Raw genomic sequence first — 14,910 nt, 5'->3', positions numbered from 1 at the left:
TGTGAATGGGCTGTGAACGTTCACGCTAACCACTCGACCGAGTGTGATCCAACCGTCAACAAGCCAGGTCAGGCTAGCCGTTCCCTCGTTCGCGCTACATCGTCCGCCCCGGAACGGTCCTGCCCGGCCGGCCAGACCAACCTCCGTCGGTTGTCGCCCAACCGTTTGCGCCCGACTCTTCCGCAACCACCGCCCGAGCTGCCCGCGCCAACCCTGCGGCGTGCGGTCACCGGGTGGACCGGCGAGAGGAGAAGACCACCGTGTCACGGAGGTCCGAACTGCGCAGAGCCGTGGCCGGCATGGCCGCGGTGCTGGCCAGCTGGCTGCTCGTCCCCGTCCCAGGAGCGTTCGCCGCTCCGGCCACCATCGAACAGGCAGCGCACACCCAGAGCGCCGCGGCCCTGCCTGCCGCGTACCGGGTCAACATCACCATGCAGGCCCAGGAGAAGACCAACTGGTGCTGGGCCGCCGCGGGCAACACCATCGCGGCCTGGCACGGCGTCAGCGTCAGCCAGAACCACTTCTGCGCGCTGGCCAAGAACCGCGCCACCAGCTCCGCCTGCCCCAACGACCAGGCCCACCTCGGCGAGGCGCAGAACGCGCTGCGCAAGCTGAACTTCACCAACCCGGGCCAGTACCTGAGCAACACGCTCAGCTACGCCACCATCCAGCAGCAGACCGCGGCCAACCAGCCCATCGAGACCCGGATCGGCTGGCAGTCCGGCGGTGGCCACATGCACGTGCTCTACGGCTACGACACCACCAAGAGCTGGGTCTACTGGGGCGACCCGTGGCAGTCCAGCAACCGCTACAACTGGGCCACCTACAACTACTACCGCAACAACTCGAGCTTCACCTGGACGCACACGCTGACCGGGATCAGGAGGTGAGCGCGATGCGCGGGATCACCAGGACGCTCGTGACCGCGGCACTGGGCGCGGGCCTGCTGCTGGCCAACGGCTGGGGCGCCAGCGCGGCGCCCGCGGCGAACGAGCCCTCGGCCCAGGACCTGGCCGCGGCGGCCCAGGTCTCCGCGGATCCGTCGACCAGGGCCACTCTCGGCAAGTTCTTCCAGGCCGACCCGTCCGGTTCCTCCACCGGCGGCGCGCCCGGCCTGGACGCCGAGATCGCGGTCGCCCCGCAGCCGGTGCCGGTCTACCAGCTGGCCAAGGACTTCGTCGCGGGCAAGAGCACCGCGCCGGGCTCGCTGGCCTACGTCGCGGTGCCCGCCACCGGCGCGGGTGGCGCGAGCGCGACGCTGTGGACGGTGCGCGACGAGCGCGGCGCCTGGCAGGTCGGCAACATCGCCTCCGGCGACCGCGAGCGCCAGTTCGCCGCCAAGCTGCCACAGGGCGCGTACCTGTTGCAGGAACCGCAGATCGACGCCTGGTACGCGGTGCACGGCGACACCGTCCGCCGCCTCGACGGCGACGGCGCGACCGTCTCCGTGGCCGACTACCAGCGCGCCGTCGCCGCCAAGTACGGCGACAAGCAGGCCGGCTCGAACTACGCCCAGCGCGGCAACGCCGGTGGTTACGGCTACGCCGCCCCTGCGGACGAGGGCAGCTCCCTGCCGCTGGTCCTCGTCCTGCTGGGCTCCCTGCTGGTGATCGGGTTCGGCTCGGTGTTCCTGCGCCGCAGCGCGTAGGAACACCGGAGGCCCCGTGGGGCGGGCGTTGCCCGGAAGCCCCCGCCCCACGGGACTCACCCCTTCGTCGGGTTAGATGACGACGTGGGTCGACTGGTGGTCATCGAGGGTCTGGACGGCGCGGGCAAGCGAACGCTCGCCGACGCGCTCACCGCGGAACTACGCCAGCGCGGCAAGACCGTCGCCCGGCGCGCTTTCCCCCGCTACGGCGAGGACGTGCACGCCGACCTGGTCCGCGACGCCCTGCAAGGGCGGCTTGGTGACACTGTCGATTCGATCTACGCGATGGCGGTGCTGTACGCGCTGGATCGCCGGGGGGCCGCTGACTCGCTGCGGGCTGACTTGGCCGCGCATGACGTGGTGCTGCTGGACCGGTACGTCGCCTCCAACGCCGCTTACTGCGCCGCTCGGCTGCACCAGGACGCGCATGGCGAGTTCGTCGGCTGGGCGTATGACCTGGAGATCCGGCGGTTTGGGGTGCCGGTGCCGGATCTGCATCTGTTGTTGCAGGTGCCGGTTGAGGTGGCGGCCGCGCGGGCGGTGCAGCGGGAAGCGGTTGAGGCTGACCGGGCTCGCGACTCGTATGAGACTGACGCGGGGTTGCAGGCCCGGTGCGCGAAGGTCTACCAGCAGCTGGCGGCTGAGCACTGGCTTGCGGACTGGCATGTGGTTGATGGGGTCGGGGCAGTGGACTTCGCGGAGTTGGCTGCTCGCGTGCTGTAGCTGTCACATTGGCGCGCTCCGCGCGCGGGATTTTTTCGCTCTTGAGTCGTGCGTTCGTGACCCCGGCACACGCGAAGCAAGCTTCGGAGTGCCGGGGTCACGAACGCACGACGCGAAAAAATCAACCCCACCGCGGAGTTAAGAGCCCGGCGTGTCGCTGGCGCGCCACGCCTCTTTCGCGACCGGGGGGCTCGTCCTCGGCTAGAGCGCGCCTATCAGGTCGCCACCCCATCGGGTGATTTCCTGGTCCAGGTCCAGGGGGAGGGTTTTGGGGTGGGCTCGCATGTCTTCGGTGACCTTGGCCAGGGGGACCAGCCAGGAGACCTCGAACTCCAGGCCGTCCGGGTCCTTGGCGTAGAGGGCCTTGGTGGTGATGTGGTCCGAGGCGCCGACCAGGGCTCCGGCCGCGCGCAGGCGCTCCGCGTAGTCGGCCAGTTCGGTGAGCGTGTTCACCGACCAGGCCAGGTGGTACAGGCCAACGCTGGTGCGGCCCGCGGTGGACGGGCCGGCCTGGTCGCCGATCTGGAACAGGCCCAGGTCGTGGTCGTTGTCCGACTCGGGTGCCTGCAGGAAGGCCGCGCCAGGGAGCTGGTGCACCACTCGGAAACCGAGTACGTCCTGGTAGAAGGCCTGGCTGCGGGTCACGTCGCGGACGTAGAGGACTGCGTGGTTGAGGCGCCGGATGGCCATCAGAGTTCCCTCCACTGGTAGTTCAATCTTCAACTTACTCCCTGAAGGGTTGACAAAGTTGACTCGATTGGTCGCAAATCGGTAACGCGGGGCAATGGGAGAGCGCTGTAGGCGGTGAGCGGCAACGTTGCCGGGCCCGTCGGGCGGGAGGTCGTGATGGACAGGCACACGCGAATAACTCTGGGTAACCGTCCGATCGGGCAGTCGATCGGCCTGTCGGAAGGTCGGTCGATAACGAACGGGTCTGCAAACGGCGGCAATGGTCAACGGGTGGTTCGCACCCGGGTAGCGGGCAGTGGAAACATGTGGCCAATGAAGGCGCGCGTACTCGTGGTGGATGACGACCCTGCGCTGGCGGAGATGTTGACCATCGTGCTCCGCGGGGAAGGCTTCGACACCGCCGTCGTCGGGGACGGGACGCGGGCACTGCCCGCACTCCGCGAGCTCAAACCGGACCTTGTCCTGCTGGACCTGATGCTGCCAGGAATGAACGGCATCGACGTCTGCAAGGCCATCAGGTCCGAGTCGGGCATCCCCATCGTCATGCTCACAGCCAAGAGCGACACCGTGGACATCGTCCTGGGTCTGGAGTCCGGGGCCGACGACTACGTGGTGAAGCCGTTCAAGCCGAAGGAGCTGGTCGCCCGCATCCGGGCCAGGCTTCGCAGGACCGAGGCCGAGCCGGCCGAGGTGCTCTCCATCGGCGATCTGACCATCGACGTGCCAGGCCACGAGGTCACCAGGGAGGGGAAGGCCATCCAGCTGACCCCGCTGGAGTTCGACCTGTTGGTCGCGCTGGCCCGCAAGCCGCGCCAGGTGTTCACCCGCGAGGTGCTCCTGGAACAGGTGTGGGGTTATCGGCACGCGGCGGACACCAGGCTGGTGAACGTGCACGTCCAGCGACTGCGCTCGAAGGTGGAGAAGGACCCGGAACGCCCGGAGGTCGTGCTGACCGTCCGCGGCGTGGGGTACAAGGCCGGTCCGCCGTGAGGCGTGCCGCCGTGACCGTCCTGTGTGGACGGTCGTGACGGTCCTCCAACGTCGGTTCCCGACCCTGGTCCGCAGGTGCAAGCGCCTGGCGTACCAGGGTCGGCGACGCTGGCTGGCCTTCGCCGCGCTGTGGCGACGTTCGCTGCAGCTGCGGGTCGTGGTGAGTACCCTCGCGCTGTCCTCCGCCGTGGTGTTCGTGCTGGGCATCGTGCTCCAGACCCAGGTCACCGACCGGCTGATGAACGCCAAGGAGAGCGCGGCGATCGCGCAGGCCTTCCGCAGCGCCGAGGTGGTGCAGCGGGAGCTGCTGGCGGTCGACCCGGCCAACACCGAGCTGCTCGGGCAGCGGCTGGCCAGCGCGCTGACCAAGCTGACCAGCCCGTCGCTGGAACGCGACGTGGCCAACCCGGCCGCTGGCGCCTTCGAGCCGGTGCTGGTCGACGGCGCCGGACCGGTCGCGCCTGGCACGCGGCCCGCCTACGCCGGGCAGATCAACGACGTGCCCACCCAGCTGCGCAACGACGTCCAGCAGGACGGCAAGGCCACCCAGATCACCACGGTGACCAGGGACTCCGGCCGGGTCACCCTGCTCGTGGTCGGCCTGCCGGTGGCCAGCGCGGGCCGCGCGCTCCAGCTCTACCTGCTCTTCCCGCTAACCGCCGAGCAGCGCACCGTCGCGGTGGTGCAGTCCACCCTGGGCATCGGCGGCCTGGTGCTGCTGTTCCTGCTGGCCGGCATCACCAACCTGGTGACCAGGCAGGTGGTCCGCCCGGTGCGGCAGGCCGCCGAGGTCGCCGAGCGCTTCGCCGACGGCAAGCTGGATGAGCGCATGCACGCCATCGGCGAGGACGACGTGGCCAGGCTGGCCGAGTCCTTCAACGAGATGGCCGCCAGCCTGCAACGCCAGATCCAGCAGCTGGAGGAGTTCGGCCAGCTCCAGCGCCGGTTCACCTCCGACGTCTCGCACGAGCTGCGCACCCCGCTGACCACGGTCCGGATGGCCGCCGACGTGCTGCACGCCTCCCGCGAGCAGTTCCCGCAGGGCCTGGCCCGCTCCACCGAGCTGCTGGTCGCCGAGCTGGACCGGTTCGAGGCGCTGCTGGCCGACCTGCTGGAGATCAGCCGCCTGGACGCCGGGGTCGCCGACCTGTCCGTGGACGCCATGGACGTGCGCAGCATCGTGCAGCGCGCGGTCGACTCGGTCCGGGTCATCTCCGGCAAGGCGGGGGTGCCGGTCGAGCTGTACCTGCCCGCCGAGGAGGTCACCGCCGAGGTGGACGCGCGCAGGCTGGAACGCATCCTGCGCAACCTGCTGGCCAACGCGATCGACCACGGCGAGGGCCGTCCGGTCCAGTTGCAGCTGGCCGCGGACCGGAACGCGATCGCCTTCACCGTGCGGGACTTCGGGGTCGGCCTGCGACCGGGCGAGGCCGAGCTGGTGTTCACCCGCTTCTGGCGCGCCGACCCCTCGCGGGACCGGCAGACCGGCGGAACCGGACTCGGGTTGTCGATCAGCATCGAGGACGCGCACCTGCACGGTGGCAGACTGGAGGCGTGGGGTGAGCTGGGCGAGGGCGCCTGCTTCCGGCTGACGCTGCCCCGCAGGCAGGACGTCGAGCTGCACAGCGGCAGCCCGCTGCCGCTGCCCCCGCCGCTGCCCGGCGGTGGCCGTCCGCGGGCGGTCGCGGCGGTCTTGGGCCCCGGAGGAGACGAGGACCAGCGCGAATGACCCGGCGACTGCTGGCGCTGTGCGCCATCGGCGGCGTGCTGCTGAGCACCGGCTGCGCCGCCATCCCCGAGTACACCGCGCCCAAACCGCTCAGCACCGCCACCGGGGACATCACCCGCACCTCCACGCCGGCCGGCCCGCAGGGCGGGGAGGACGCGGCCAACCTGGTCCGCAACTTCATCGGCGCCTCCGGCAAGCCGGAGGGCAGCAGGGCCGAGGCCAGGCAGTACCTGGTGCCGCCGCTGGACAAGTCCTGGGACGCCAACCGGCAGCTGACCGTCATCGAGGACAACTTCAACACCCAGGTGACCACCGACGGCGGGGTCGGCGACACCCAGACGGTGACCGTGCGCGGCCGCCGGATCGGCCAGCTCGGCACCGACAACGCGTTTGTGCCCGGCCAGGAGCCACTCGACCTCGAACTGCCGGTGAAGGTGGCCAAGCAGAAGGACGGGCAGTGGCGGATCCAGGAGCCGCCCGCGGAGATCCTGGTCGCCCGCTCCGACATGGACGCCAACTACAAGCAGGTCCGGCTGGCCTTCTTCGACCCCAGCGGCACCTCGATCGTCCGGGATGCCCGCTACCTGCCGCTGCGCCCGAACAACACCCTGCCGCAGCGCACCATGGAACTGCTGATCGGCGGGCCCTCGGCCGCGCTGCGCAACGCCGTGCGCAGCGCGCTGCCCGGCGGGGTGAACCTGGACACCAACGTCACCGAGGACAACCAGGGTGCGATGTCGGTCAACCTGACCGGGCTCAACGAGGTGTCCAAGGAGGACCGGCAGCTGGTCGCCGCGCAGGTGGTGCTCTCCCTGCAGTCGGTGTCCAACAACCGGATCAAGCTGCAGAGCGACGGCGTGTCCATGATCCCGGACAAGCAGGAGTGGCGGCCGGGCGATGTGTCCAAGTACGAGTACAACTTCACGCTGAGCCCGGAGACCAACTACCTGGCCGTGGTCAACGGCGCGGTCCGCTACCTGCCCGGCGGCGAGCCGTTCCCCGGCCCGGCTGGCGGCGGCGAGCTGTCCGTGGTGACCGCGGCCCAGTCGCCCAAGGGGGACCGGCTGGCCGTGGTGGCCCGCTCCGGCGACAACGTGGCGCTGCGGGTGGGCGCGCCGACCGCCCTGCGCCAGGTGAGCCTGCCCGCCAACGAGCTGACCAGGCCGACCTGGCGGCCGGAGGGCCCTGAGCTGTGGACGGTGGTCGACCACAGCATGGTCATGCGGGTGGTGGAGTCCGGCGGGGTGTGGAAGCCGCAGCGGGTCAGCGCGGACGAGCTGACCAAGCTGGGGCCGGTCACCGACCTGCGGCTGTCCAGGGACGGCATCCGGATCGCCGCGGTGGCCGACGGCAGGCTGGTGGTCGGCTCGGTGGTTAAGGAGGGCGAGACCACCGCGATCCGCGCGGTCCGCCAGGTGGCCGCCGGGGCGCTGCCCAACGTGGTCGGCGTGGACTGGTGGCAGGCCGACCAGATGGTGGTGGCCACCGGCGGCAGCTCGGGACAGGTGCTGCGGGTGCAGGCCGACGGGCAGTCCTGGGAACGGTTCCAGTCCACCAACCTCTCGCCCGGGTTCACCGCGATCACCGCCGCGCCCGGCCGCAACATCGTGGTCGCGGACCGGCGCGGGCTGTGGCAGTCCCAGGGGCCGGATGAGCTGTGGAGCCAGGTCTCGCCCAGCCTGCCCTTCGACGTGGTCCCGTTCTACCCCGGCTGACCTGCGGTTTGGGGACAACTCGCGCCCTGTGGACAGCGCACCCCACGGCTCGCTGATCTGGCGCAGGCTGAACGGGTGCTCACCGCCCTGCTCGACCTCCTGCTGCCCCGCGTGTGCGCGGGCTGCCGCCGCACCGGCACGCCGTGGTGCCTGCCCTGCCGGGCCCGCTTCGCCGGGCTGTACCGGGTGCGGCTGAGCGTGCCCCGGCTGCCGCCCGTGCACGTGGTGGCGGAATATTCCGGCTCGGCCAGGGCCACCGTGCTGGCCTACAAGGAACGTCGCAGGCGTGACCTGGCCGCCGGGCTCGGGGCCGCGCTGGCCGCCGCGATACCCCGGCTGCCCCGCGGCAGCCCGGATTCCGGCGGCCACTGGTGGCTGGTGCCCGCACCCTCCCGGAGTGCCGCGGCCAGGGCAAGGGGTGGCTCGCACATGCTCAGGCTCACCGCGAGCATCGCGACACACCTCGAACGAGCGAGCGCACTCCCCATCCTGGGACTCGACAGAACGGCAACAGACTCTGTTGGGCTCAGGCCAGATGAGCGGTTGGCCAACCTGCGGAACCGGGTACACCTGAGCGGGCGATGGTCCCCACCGCCAGGCACGCCGGTGCTGCTCGTTGACGACGTTGTCACCACCGGCGCGACGGCGGCCGTCTGCACCGCGGTGCTGCGCGCCGCGGGGTTGCGGGTGACCGGGCTGCTCGCCCTGACCGGACCGCCCGGTCGCCTTGAACCAGAGCTGGATCCCAAGAAAACACTGAGAAAAAACAGCAGGTCGGCGGGTCGCGGAACCTCTGGACGGGGTGAGCCGTTTGCGGAGTATGAGCCCGAGGAACCCCCCGTTCGGAGCACTGGGACTTCAGACAACGGTCTGCAATCCCATCCCCCGATCGAGTGATGGTGAGGAGGGTTTGGCGATCACCTGGGTGATCTTCGAGCACCACCGCTGGCCAGCTCTGGCCCCTGTTTGGTCGCGCACAGTCACGGCGTGCGGGGGATTGACGTCCTCCGTACAGGGGGCTGTTGCCTTCGGGGAACCAGGGCTAACGTGCTCCGCTATCAGCGACTCCGGGCTTGGGGAGGAGGCGAACAGCCCATGGACCTGGCGCCGGCAGGGAGCTGACAACCTCCGTCAGTTATCGGCGCCGCAATGACCGCTTTTCTGGCAACACCGCGCGACGCAAGGGAGGTCGTGTATGGACATCGTCGTCAAGGGCCGTAACGTCGAGGTGCCTGATCACTACCGGGAGCACGTGGCCGACAAGCTCTCCCGGCTCGGACGTTACGACAGGAAAGTTATCAGCTTCGACGTCGAGCTCTTCCACGAGCCCAACCGCAGGCAGATGAAGAACTGTCAGCGGGTAGAGATTACCGGTAAGGGTCGAGGCCCTGTCATCCGGGCCGAAGCATGCGCGGGCGACTTCTACGCCGCCCTCGACGCCGCCGTGAGCAAGCTGGAAGGCAGGCTCCGCAAAGCCCACGACCGCCGCCGTGTGCACCACGGCAGGCACGCCCCAGTGTCCGTGGCCGAGGCGACCGCGGCCACCGCCGCCACCCTCGTGCACGAGATCGACCATTTCGCCGGAAACGGCCAGGCGCAGCGGTCCAGGACCGCGCTGCTGGAGGCCACCGACCTCCCCTCCGGCGACGCCGAGGTGCCTGAGCAGCGCTGGGACAGCGACCAGTACGAGGAGTACCTGCCAGGACGCGTGGTCAGGGAAAAGGAGCACCCGGCCAAGCCCATGACCGTCGACCAGGCCCTCTACGAGATGGAACTGGTCGGACACGACTTCTACCTGTTCGCCTGCGCCGACAGTGGACGACCGAGCGTCGTCTACCGCCGTCGCGGCTTCGACTACGGCGTCATCCGCCTCGCCTGACCTCCCTCCCCAACTCCGCCAGCCATCCGATGGCCCCCGTTCGGCTGAACGCCGCACGGGGGCCGTCCGTTGTCTACCGACGGGCGGAGGTCGTCGAACACCGTATTGCCGCACTCTGGGCAGGCTGCCGGGTTTCTGGTTTTCTGGAGTTCATGGCAGCCGGTGTTGGCTGGTTGCCTACGATGACATCAAGGCGTCCTGTCCAGGGGCGCATCCGATCAGCTAGTGAGGTCGACCTCGGATGGTCCTGTCCCGACTGCTCCGCGCCGGCGAAGGCAAGACGCTCAAGCGGCTCCGCTCGATCGCGACGCACATCGACTCCCTGGAGGACGATGTCGTCGACCTGTCCGATGCCGAGCTGCGGGGGAAGACCGAGGAGTTCAAAAAACGCCACGCCGACGGCGAGACCCTGGACGAGCTGCTCCCGGAGGCCTTCGCGGTCGCCAGGGAAGCAGCCAAGCGGGTGCTCGGCCAGCGGCACTACACCGTCCAGCTCATGGGCGGCGCGGCGCTGCACCTCGGCCAGATCTCGGAGATGAAGACCGGTGAGGGCAAGACCCTGACCTGTGTGCCACCCGCCTATCTCAACGCCATCTCCGGCAAGGGCGTGCACGTGGTCACGGTCAACGACTACCTGGCCAAGCGCGACGCGGAGTGGATGGGTCGCGTGCACCGCTTCCTCGGCCTGGAAGTCGGCGCGATCCTGTCCTCGATGACCCCGGACCAGCGCCGGACCGCCTACCACGCGGACATCACCTACGGCACGAACAACGAGTTCGGCTTCGACTACCTGCGCGACAACATGGCCTGGAGCCTGGAGGAGTGCGTCCAGCGCGGCCACAACTACGCCATCGTCGACGAGGTGGACTCCATCCTGGTCGACGAGGCCAGGACGCCGCTGATCATCTCCGGCCCGGCTGACCAGTCCTCGCGCTGGTACCAGGAGTTCGCCCGGATCATCCCGCTGATGAAGAAGGACGTGCACTACGAGGTCGACGAGCGCAAGCGCACCGTCGGCGTCTCGGAGGAGGGCGTCACCTTCGTCGAGGACCAGCTGGGCATCGAGAACCTGTACGAGGCGGCCAACACCCCGCTGGTGGGCTACCTCAACAACGCGATCAAGGCCAAGGAACTCTTCCTGCGCGACAAGGACTACATCGTCCGCGACGGCGAGGTCCTGATCGTGGACGAGTTCACCGGCCGCGTGCTGGCCGGTCGCCGCTACAACGAGGGCATGCACCAGGCCATCGAGGCCAAGGAGAAGGTGGAGATCAAGGCCGAGAACCAGACCCTGGCCACGATCACCCTGCAGAACTACTTCCGCCTCTACGACAAGCTCTCCGGCATGACCGGCACCGCCCAGACCGAGGCGGCCGAGCTGCACCAGATCTACAAGCTCGGCGTGGTGCCCATCCCGACCAACCGGCCGATGCAGCGCAAGGACCAGGGCGACCTGATCTACAAGACCGAGGCGGCCAAGTTCGAGGCGGTCGCCGAGGACATCGCCGAGCGGCACGAGAAGGGCCAGCCGGTGCTGGTCGGCACCACCTCGGTGGAGCGCTCGGAGTACCTGTCCAAGCTGCTGGTGCAGAAGGGCATCCCGCACGAGGTGCTCAACGCCAAGCACCACGAGCGGGAGGCGGCGATCATCGCCCTCGCCGGGCACAAGGGCGCGGTCACGGTGGCCACCAACATGGCCGGTCGAGGCACCGACATCATGCTCGGCGGCAACCCCGAGTTCATGGCCGACATGGAGCTGCGCGCCCGCGGCCTGGACCCGGTGACCACGCCGGAGGAGTACGACAAGCTCTACCCGCAGGCGGTCGAGGAGGCCAAGGAGGCCGTCAAGGCCGAGGCCGAGGAGGTCCGCGAGGCGGGCGGGCTGTACGTGCTGGGCACCGAGCGGCACGAGTCCCGCCGCATCGACAACCAGCTGCGTGGCCGCTCCGGCCGTCAGGGCGACCCCGGCGAGTCCCGGTTCTACCTGTCGCTGGGCGATGAGCTGATGCGGCGGTTCAACGCCAGCATGGTCGAGATGGTGATGACCAGGCTGAAGGTGCCGGAGGACGTGCCGATCGAGGCGAAGATGGTCAGCAAGGCCATCCAGAGCGCGCAGACCCAGGTCGAGCAGCAGAACTTCGAGATCCGCAAGAACGTCCTCAAGTACGACGAGGTCATGAACAAGCAGCGCACGGTGATCTACGCCGAGCGCCGCCGGGTGCTGGAGGGCGAGGACCTCCAGGAGCAGATCACCAACATGATCACCGACACGGCGACCGCCTACGTCGAGGGCGCCACCTCCGGCGGCTACTCCGAGGACTGGGACCTCGAGCAGCTGTGGACGGCGCTGAAGACGCTGTACCCGATCTCGCTGGACTGGCGGAAGATCCTTGAGGAGGAAGAGGACCTCGACAAGGAGAAGCTGACCCAGCTGGTCGTCGACGACATCCTCAAGGCCTACCGCGAGCGCGAGGCCGACATCGACAGCCGGGTCGGCGAGGGCGCGATGCGCGAGCTGGAGCGCCGGGTGCTGCTGTCGGTGCTGGACCGCAAGTGGCGCGAGCACCTCTACGAGATGGACTACCTCAAGGAGGGCATCGGCCTGCGCGCGATGGCCCAGCGCGACCCGCTGATCGAGTACCAGCGCGAGGGCTTCGACATGTTCAACGCGATGCTGGACGCGTTGAAGGAGGAGTCGGTCGGCTTCCTGTTCAACCTGCAGGTCGAGGCGGTGGAGCCGGAGGATGCTCCCGAGCAGCAGCCGGAGCCCGAGGTGGACAACGGCCCGCCGACCACCATCCTGCCGGTCATCCAGCCGATGGAGGCGCCGGCCGGTCCCGCGATGAGCCAGCTCGACGCGGGCAACCAGATCCCGCCCGCGCTGCGCGGCAAGGGACTCGGCGGCCCCGGTCAGCAGCACCTGACCTACTCCGGCCCGGCTGAGGACGGCGGCGTGGAGTCCCACGGCGACGCCGAGGACGACGACCAGGGCGGCACCCGCCGCGAACGCCGCGCCGCCGCCCGCGCCGCCAACAAGAAGCGCCGCCGGTAACGCCCAGCCGACGCCGGCAGGCCGCGACCGCGGCCGACCGGCCCGGCAGGCGCTGACGTAACCCGCACGCGGCACCCGGTCCCCACCAGGACCGGGTGCCGCGTTCGTCTTTCTCACAGCAGCGCCAGCGCGGTGGCCAGCCACTCCTCCCCGCGCCGCTCCAGCCGCCCCGCGATCGCCCGCACCCGCCCGCCACCGGCCGCCGTCCCGTTGGCCTCGATCACCTGCCACACCGGCGAGCTCACGTGCACCGTCCGCAGCCGGTAGCTCACCGGGCCCCGGTGCGGCCGGGCCAGGAACGCCTCGAACACCCGCCTGCTCACCATCGGCCGCAGCTGCCACAGCGGCCGGTGCCCGCCCAGCACCTCCAGCGCCACCACGAACAACCGCCACACCATCTCCCGCCGGGGATCCGGTGGCGGTGGCGCGGGCCGCCACAGGTCCAGGGCCAGCTGGCTCGCGTCGTGGAAGCGGGGCGCCGGGATCACCCGGTCCAGCCGGTGCAGCCGGGGCCGCGGCAGTTGCTCGCATCGCATGCCGAACAGAGCGGACCGGGCGGCCGGGGATACCGGGAGCACCCGGCAAGGTGATTTAGGGTGACCGGCGTGGACCTTGTCGCACTGCTCGTCGACTACGGCGGCGTGCTCACCGACTGGGGCGACGACCCCGCCGCCGCCGAACCCCCGCTCTTCGGCGTGCTGCGCAGAGCGAAGGCGGCCGGGCTGCGGACCGCGTTGCTGTCCAACGCCGAGGGGCCTGGACCGGATCCGGACAGCCCGTTCGGCGCGCTGTTCGACACCATGGTGCTCTCCGGCGAGGTGGGCATCGCCAAACCGGACGAGCGGGTCTACCGGCTGACCGCGGACCGGCTGGGGCTCGCGCCCGGTCAGTGCGTGTTCGTGGACGACCTGCGGGTCAACGTGCGCGCGGCCGCGGCCACCGGCATGGTCGGCGTGCACCACACCACCGTGGCCGGCACCGTGGCGGAGCTGGAGACCCTGTTCGAGCGCAAGCTAGGCGGGTAGGCGAACGAGCGCGGCCCTGGCCGCGTCGATGAGCTTCTGGTCGTCGGCGATGACCGTCTTCAGCCTGATCTCCACCAGGTACTTCTCGGTGGCCACGTAGATCGTGCCGCCGTCGGGGATCTGCGCGGCCGGGTGGTAGACCGCGGACAGGCCGACACCCTCCAGCTTGCGGCTGATCAGCACGTTCTGGTTGATCCGGTTGATCAGGTCGGGGGTGCTGGGGCCGGCCGAGCCGTAGATGTTGATCCAGCCGCTGTACCGGTCGCCGTCGGCGGCGTCGTAGTAGCAGCTGCGCGCCGGGCCCTGGCCCTCCAGCTCGACCACGGCGTTGCGGCCGGTCCGGGTCGGCTTGTCGATCATGGTGGTGAACTCTTCCGCGGTGAGCAGGCACTCGTCCGCGACCACCCCGGTCACCAGCGGCACCGAGGCCAGCGTCTGCGGCGACACCGAACCCGCGGGCGCCCGCTGGGTGGGGGTGCCGGTGCGGTTGGTGGGGGAGAGCGCGATGTTGTCCGGCAGCTCCGCGGTGCCGGGGATGACGTTCATGCAACCCGCCAGCACCGCACCGGCCACCGCCAGCGGGACCAGGGCGGTCAGCAGTTCACGGCTCGCACGCACGGGCCCCACGGTAGGCCAGGCTCAGTGAGATCCCCGTCTGACCAACTCGAAGCAGAGCACGGCCGCGGCGGTGGCCACGTTCAGCGACTCCACCCCGCCGGCCATCGGGATCGACACCCAGCCGTGCACCTGCCGGGAGACCTCCGGCGACAGGCCAGCGGTCTCCCCGCCCATGACGAAGGCGACCCGGCGCGGGAAGTTCGCGGTGAACAGGGTGTCCTTGGCCCCGGCGTCCATGCCGAACAACCGGTACCCGGCCGCGCGCAGCTCGCCTGCCGCCTCGCCCGCGGTGGCCGTCTTGAGGATCGGCGCGTGGAAGGCCACCCCGGCCGATGCCTTGACCACCAGCGGGTCGATGCTGGCCACGCCCCGGCGCGGCACCACGATGCCGCCGATCCCGGCCGCGGTGGCCGCGCGCAGGATCATGCCCACGTTGGCCGGAGTGGTGACCCCGTCCAGCAGCAGCACCGAGTCGGGCAACCGGCCGGCCGAGAGCGCGGCGCTGAGCGGGCGCATCCGGGTGGCGACCACGTCGGCCAGCACACCCTGGTCCTGCTTGCCGTTGCCCGCCAGCACCTTCACCCGCTGCGCGGTGGCCCGCTGCACCGGCACCCCGCGCCGGGCGGCCGCGGCCAGGATCTCCTGGGCGGCCGGACCGCGGGCGTTGTCGGCGAGCATGACCTTGTCGACCTCGAGCCGGTCGTCGGCCAGCGCCTCCAGCACGGGCTTGCGGCCGTAGACGGTGACGAACCGATCTTTCGGGGACACAGCAGGTTGCACGAAGGCACAGGTTACGCGTTCAGCAGATGTGATCACCGGTCCGCTCCCGCCCCCGGGTGTG

At 70.0% G+C, this 14,910-nt stretch carries 14 protein-coding genes; 10 read left to right on the top strand and 4 right to left on the bottom strand.

The annotated features are described in order from the left end of the window. Positions 1–299: 299 nt before the first annotated feature. The 3 genes from M8C13_RS30860 to M8C13_RS30850 all read left to right on the top strand — a co-directional run bounded on the left by M8C13_RS30860 (position 300) and on the right by M8C13_RS30850 (position 2,371). Positions 300–890 carry a papain-like cysteine protease family protein gene (locus M8C13_RS30860; protein WP_256510011.1) on the top strand — a complete coding sequence of 197 codons (591 nt, stop codon included), beginning with the start codon at positions 300–302 and terminating at the stop codon, positions 888–890. Positions 891–895: 5 nt separating this feature from the next. Next, positions 896–1,648: a hypothetical protein gene (locus tag M8C13_RS30855; protein WP_252484265.1), complete on the top strand. Its 753-nt coding sequence runs from the start codon at positions 896–898 to the stop codon at positions 1,646–1,648. 84 nt (positions 1,649–1,732) lie between these two features. Continuing rightward, positions 1,733–2,371: a dTMP kinase gene (locus tag M8C13_RS30850; protein WP_252484264.1), complete on the top strand. Its 639-nt coding sequence runs from the start codon at positions 1,733–1,735 to the stop codon at positions 2,369–2,371. 201 nt (positions 2,372–2,572) lie between these two features. Here M8C13_RS30850 and M8C13_RS30845 read toward each other — a convergent pair whose 3' ends face one another. Then, the gene (locus M8C13_RS30845) at positions 2,573–3,061 is read right to left on the bottom strand and encodes a VOC family protein (RefSeq protein WP_252484263.1); all 489 of its coding nucleotides are present in this window, start codon (positions 3,059–3,061) and stop codon (positions 2,573–2,575) included. 312 nt (positions 3,062–3,373) lie between these two features. Between M8C13_RS30845 and mtrA the strand changes: the two genes are divergently transcribed. The 6 genes from mtrA to secA all read left to right on the top strand — a co-directional run bounded on the left by mtrA (position 3,374) and on the right by secA (position 12,426). Further along, complete coding sequence (gene mtrA / locus M8C13_RS30840) at positions 3,374–4,051, top strand: MtrAB system response regulator MtrA (protein WP_283663156.1); 678 nt, start codon at positions 3,374–3,376, stop codon at positions 4,049–4,051. A gap of 34 nt (positions 4,052–4,085) precedes the next feature. Then, positions 4,086–5,780, top strand: coding sequence for an MtrAB system histidine kinase MtrB (gene mtrB, locus M8C13_RS30835; protein WP_374213208.1), 1,695 nt, complete (start codon positions 4,086–4,088; stop codon positions 5,778–5,780). Beyond that, entirely contained in the window at positions 5,777–7,495 is a 1,719-nt protein-coding gene (locus M8C13_RS30830; protein ID WP_252484261.1) for an LpqB family beta-propeller domain-containing protein, read from the top strand. Before mtrB ends, M8C13_RS30830 begins: the two co-directional genes overlap by 4 nt. Before the next feature lie 75 nt (positions 7,496–7,570). Next, positions 7,571–8,392 carry a ComF family protein gene (locus M8C13_RS30825; RefSeq protein ID WP_252484260.1) on the top strand — a complete coding sequence of 274 codons (822 nt, stop codon included), beginning with the start codon at positions 7,571–7,573 and terminating at the stop codon, positions 8,390–8,392. A gap of 298 nt (positions 8,393–8,690) precedes the next feature. Continuing rightward, positions 8,691–9,374, top strand: coding sequence for a ribosome hibernation-promoting factor, HPF/YfiA family (hpf, locus tag M8C13_RS30820; RefSeq protein WP_252484259.1), 684 nt, complete (start codon positions 8,691–8,693; stop codon positions 9,372–9,374). A gap of 241 nt (positions 9,375–9,615) precedes the next feature. Further along, the gene (secA, locus tag M8C13_RS30815; protein WP_252484258.1) at positions 9,616–12,426 is read left to right on the top strand and encodes a preprotein translocase subunit SecA; all 2,811 of its coding nucleotides are present in this window, start codon (positions 9,616–9,618) and stop codon (positions 12,424–12,426) included. Positions 12,427–12,539: 113 nt separating this feature from the next. Here secA and M8C13_RS30810 read toward each other — a convergent pair whose 3' ends face one another. Then, positions 12,540–12,962 (bottom strand): Rv3235 family protein, encoded by a 423-nt coding sequence (locus tag M8C13_RS30810; protein ID WP_252484257.1) that lies wholly within the window; start codon positions 12,960–12,962, stop codon positions 12,540–12,542. A 69-nt stretch (positions 12,963–13,031) separates the two neighbouring features. Here M8C13_RS30810 and M8C13_RS30805 point away from each other — a divergent pair, with 69 nt between their 5' ends. Continuing rightward, entirely contained in the window at positions 13,032–13,451 is a 420-nt protein-coding gene (locus M8C13_RS30805; RefSeq protein ID WP_252484256.1) for an HAD-IA family hydrolase, read from the top strand. Here the strand turns inward: M8C13_RS30805 and M8C13_RS30800 are convergent. Both M8C13_RS30800 and M8C13_RS30795 read right to left on the bottom strand, forming a co-directional pair. Further along, complete coding sequence (locus M8C13_RS30800) at positions 13,440–14,069, bottom strand: hypothetical protein (protein WP_252484255.1); 630 nt, start codon at positions 14,067–14,069, stop codon at positions 13,440–13,442. The genes M8C13_RS30805 and M8C13_RS30800 overlap by 12 nt on opposite strands. Positions 14,070–14,090: 21 nt before the next feature. Continuing rightward, a complete protein-coding gene (locus M8C13_RS30795) occupies positions 14,091–14,849 on the bottom strand; it encodes an RNA methyltransferase (RefSeq protein WP_252484254.1) in 759 nt (252 codons plus the stop codon). Positions 14,850–14,910 lie beyond the last annotated feature (61 nt).

This window comes from Crossiella sp. SN42 (assembly GCF_023897065.1).
Classification (GTDB): domain Bacteria; phylum Actinomycetota; class Actinomycetes; order Mycobacteriales; family Pseudonocardiaceae; genus Crossiella.
The sequence above is the reverse complement of the archived record's forward strand: the minus strand, read 5'-3'. Positions and strand labels throughout refer to the sequence as shown.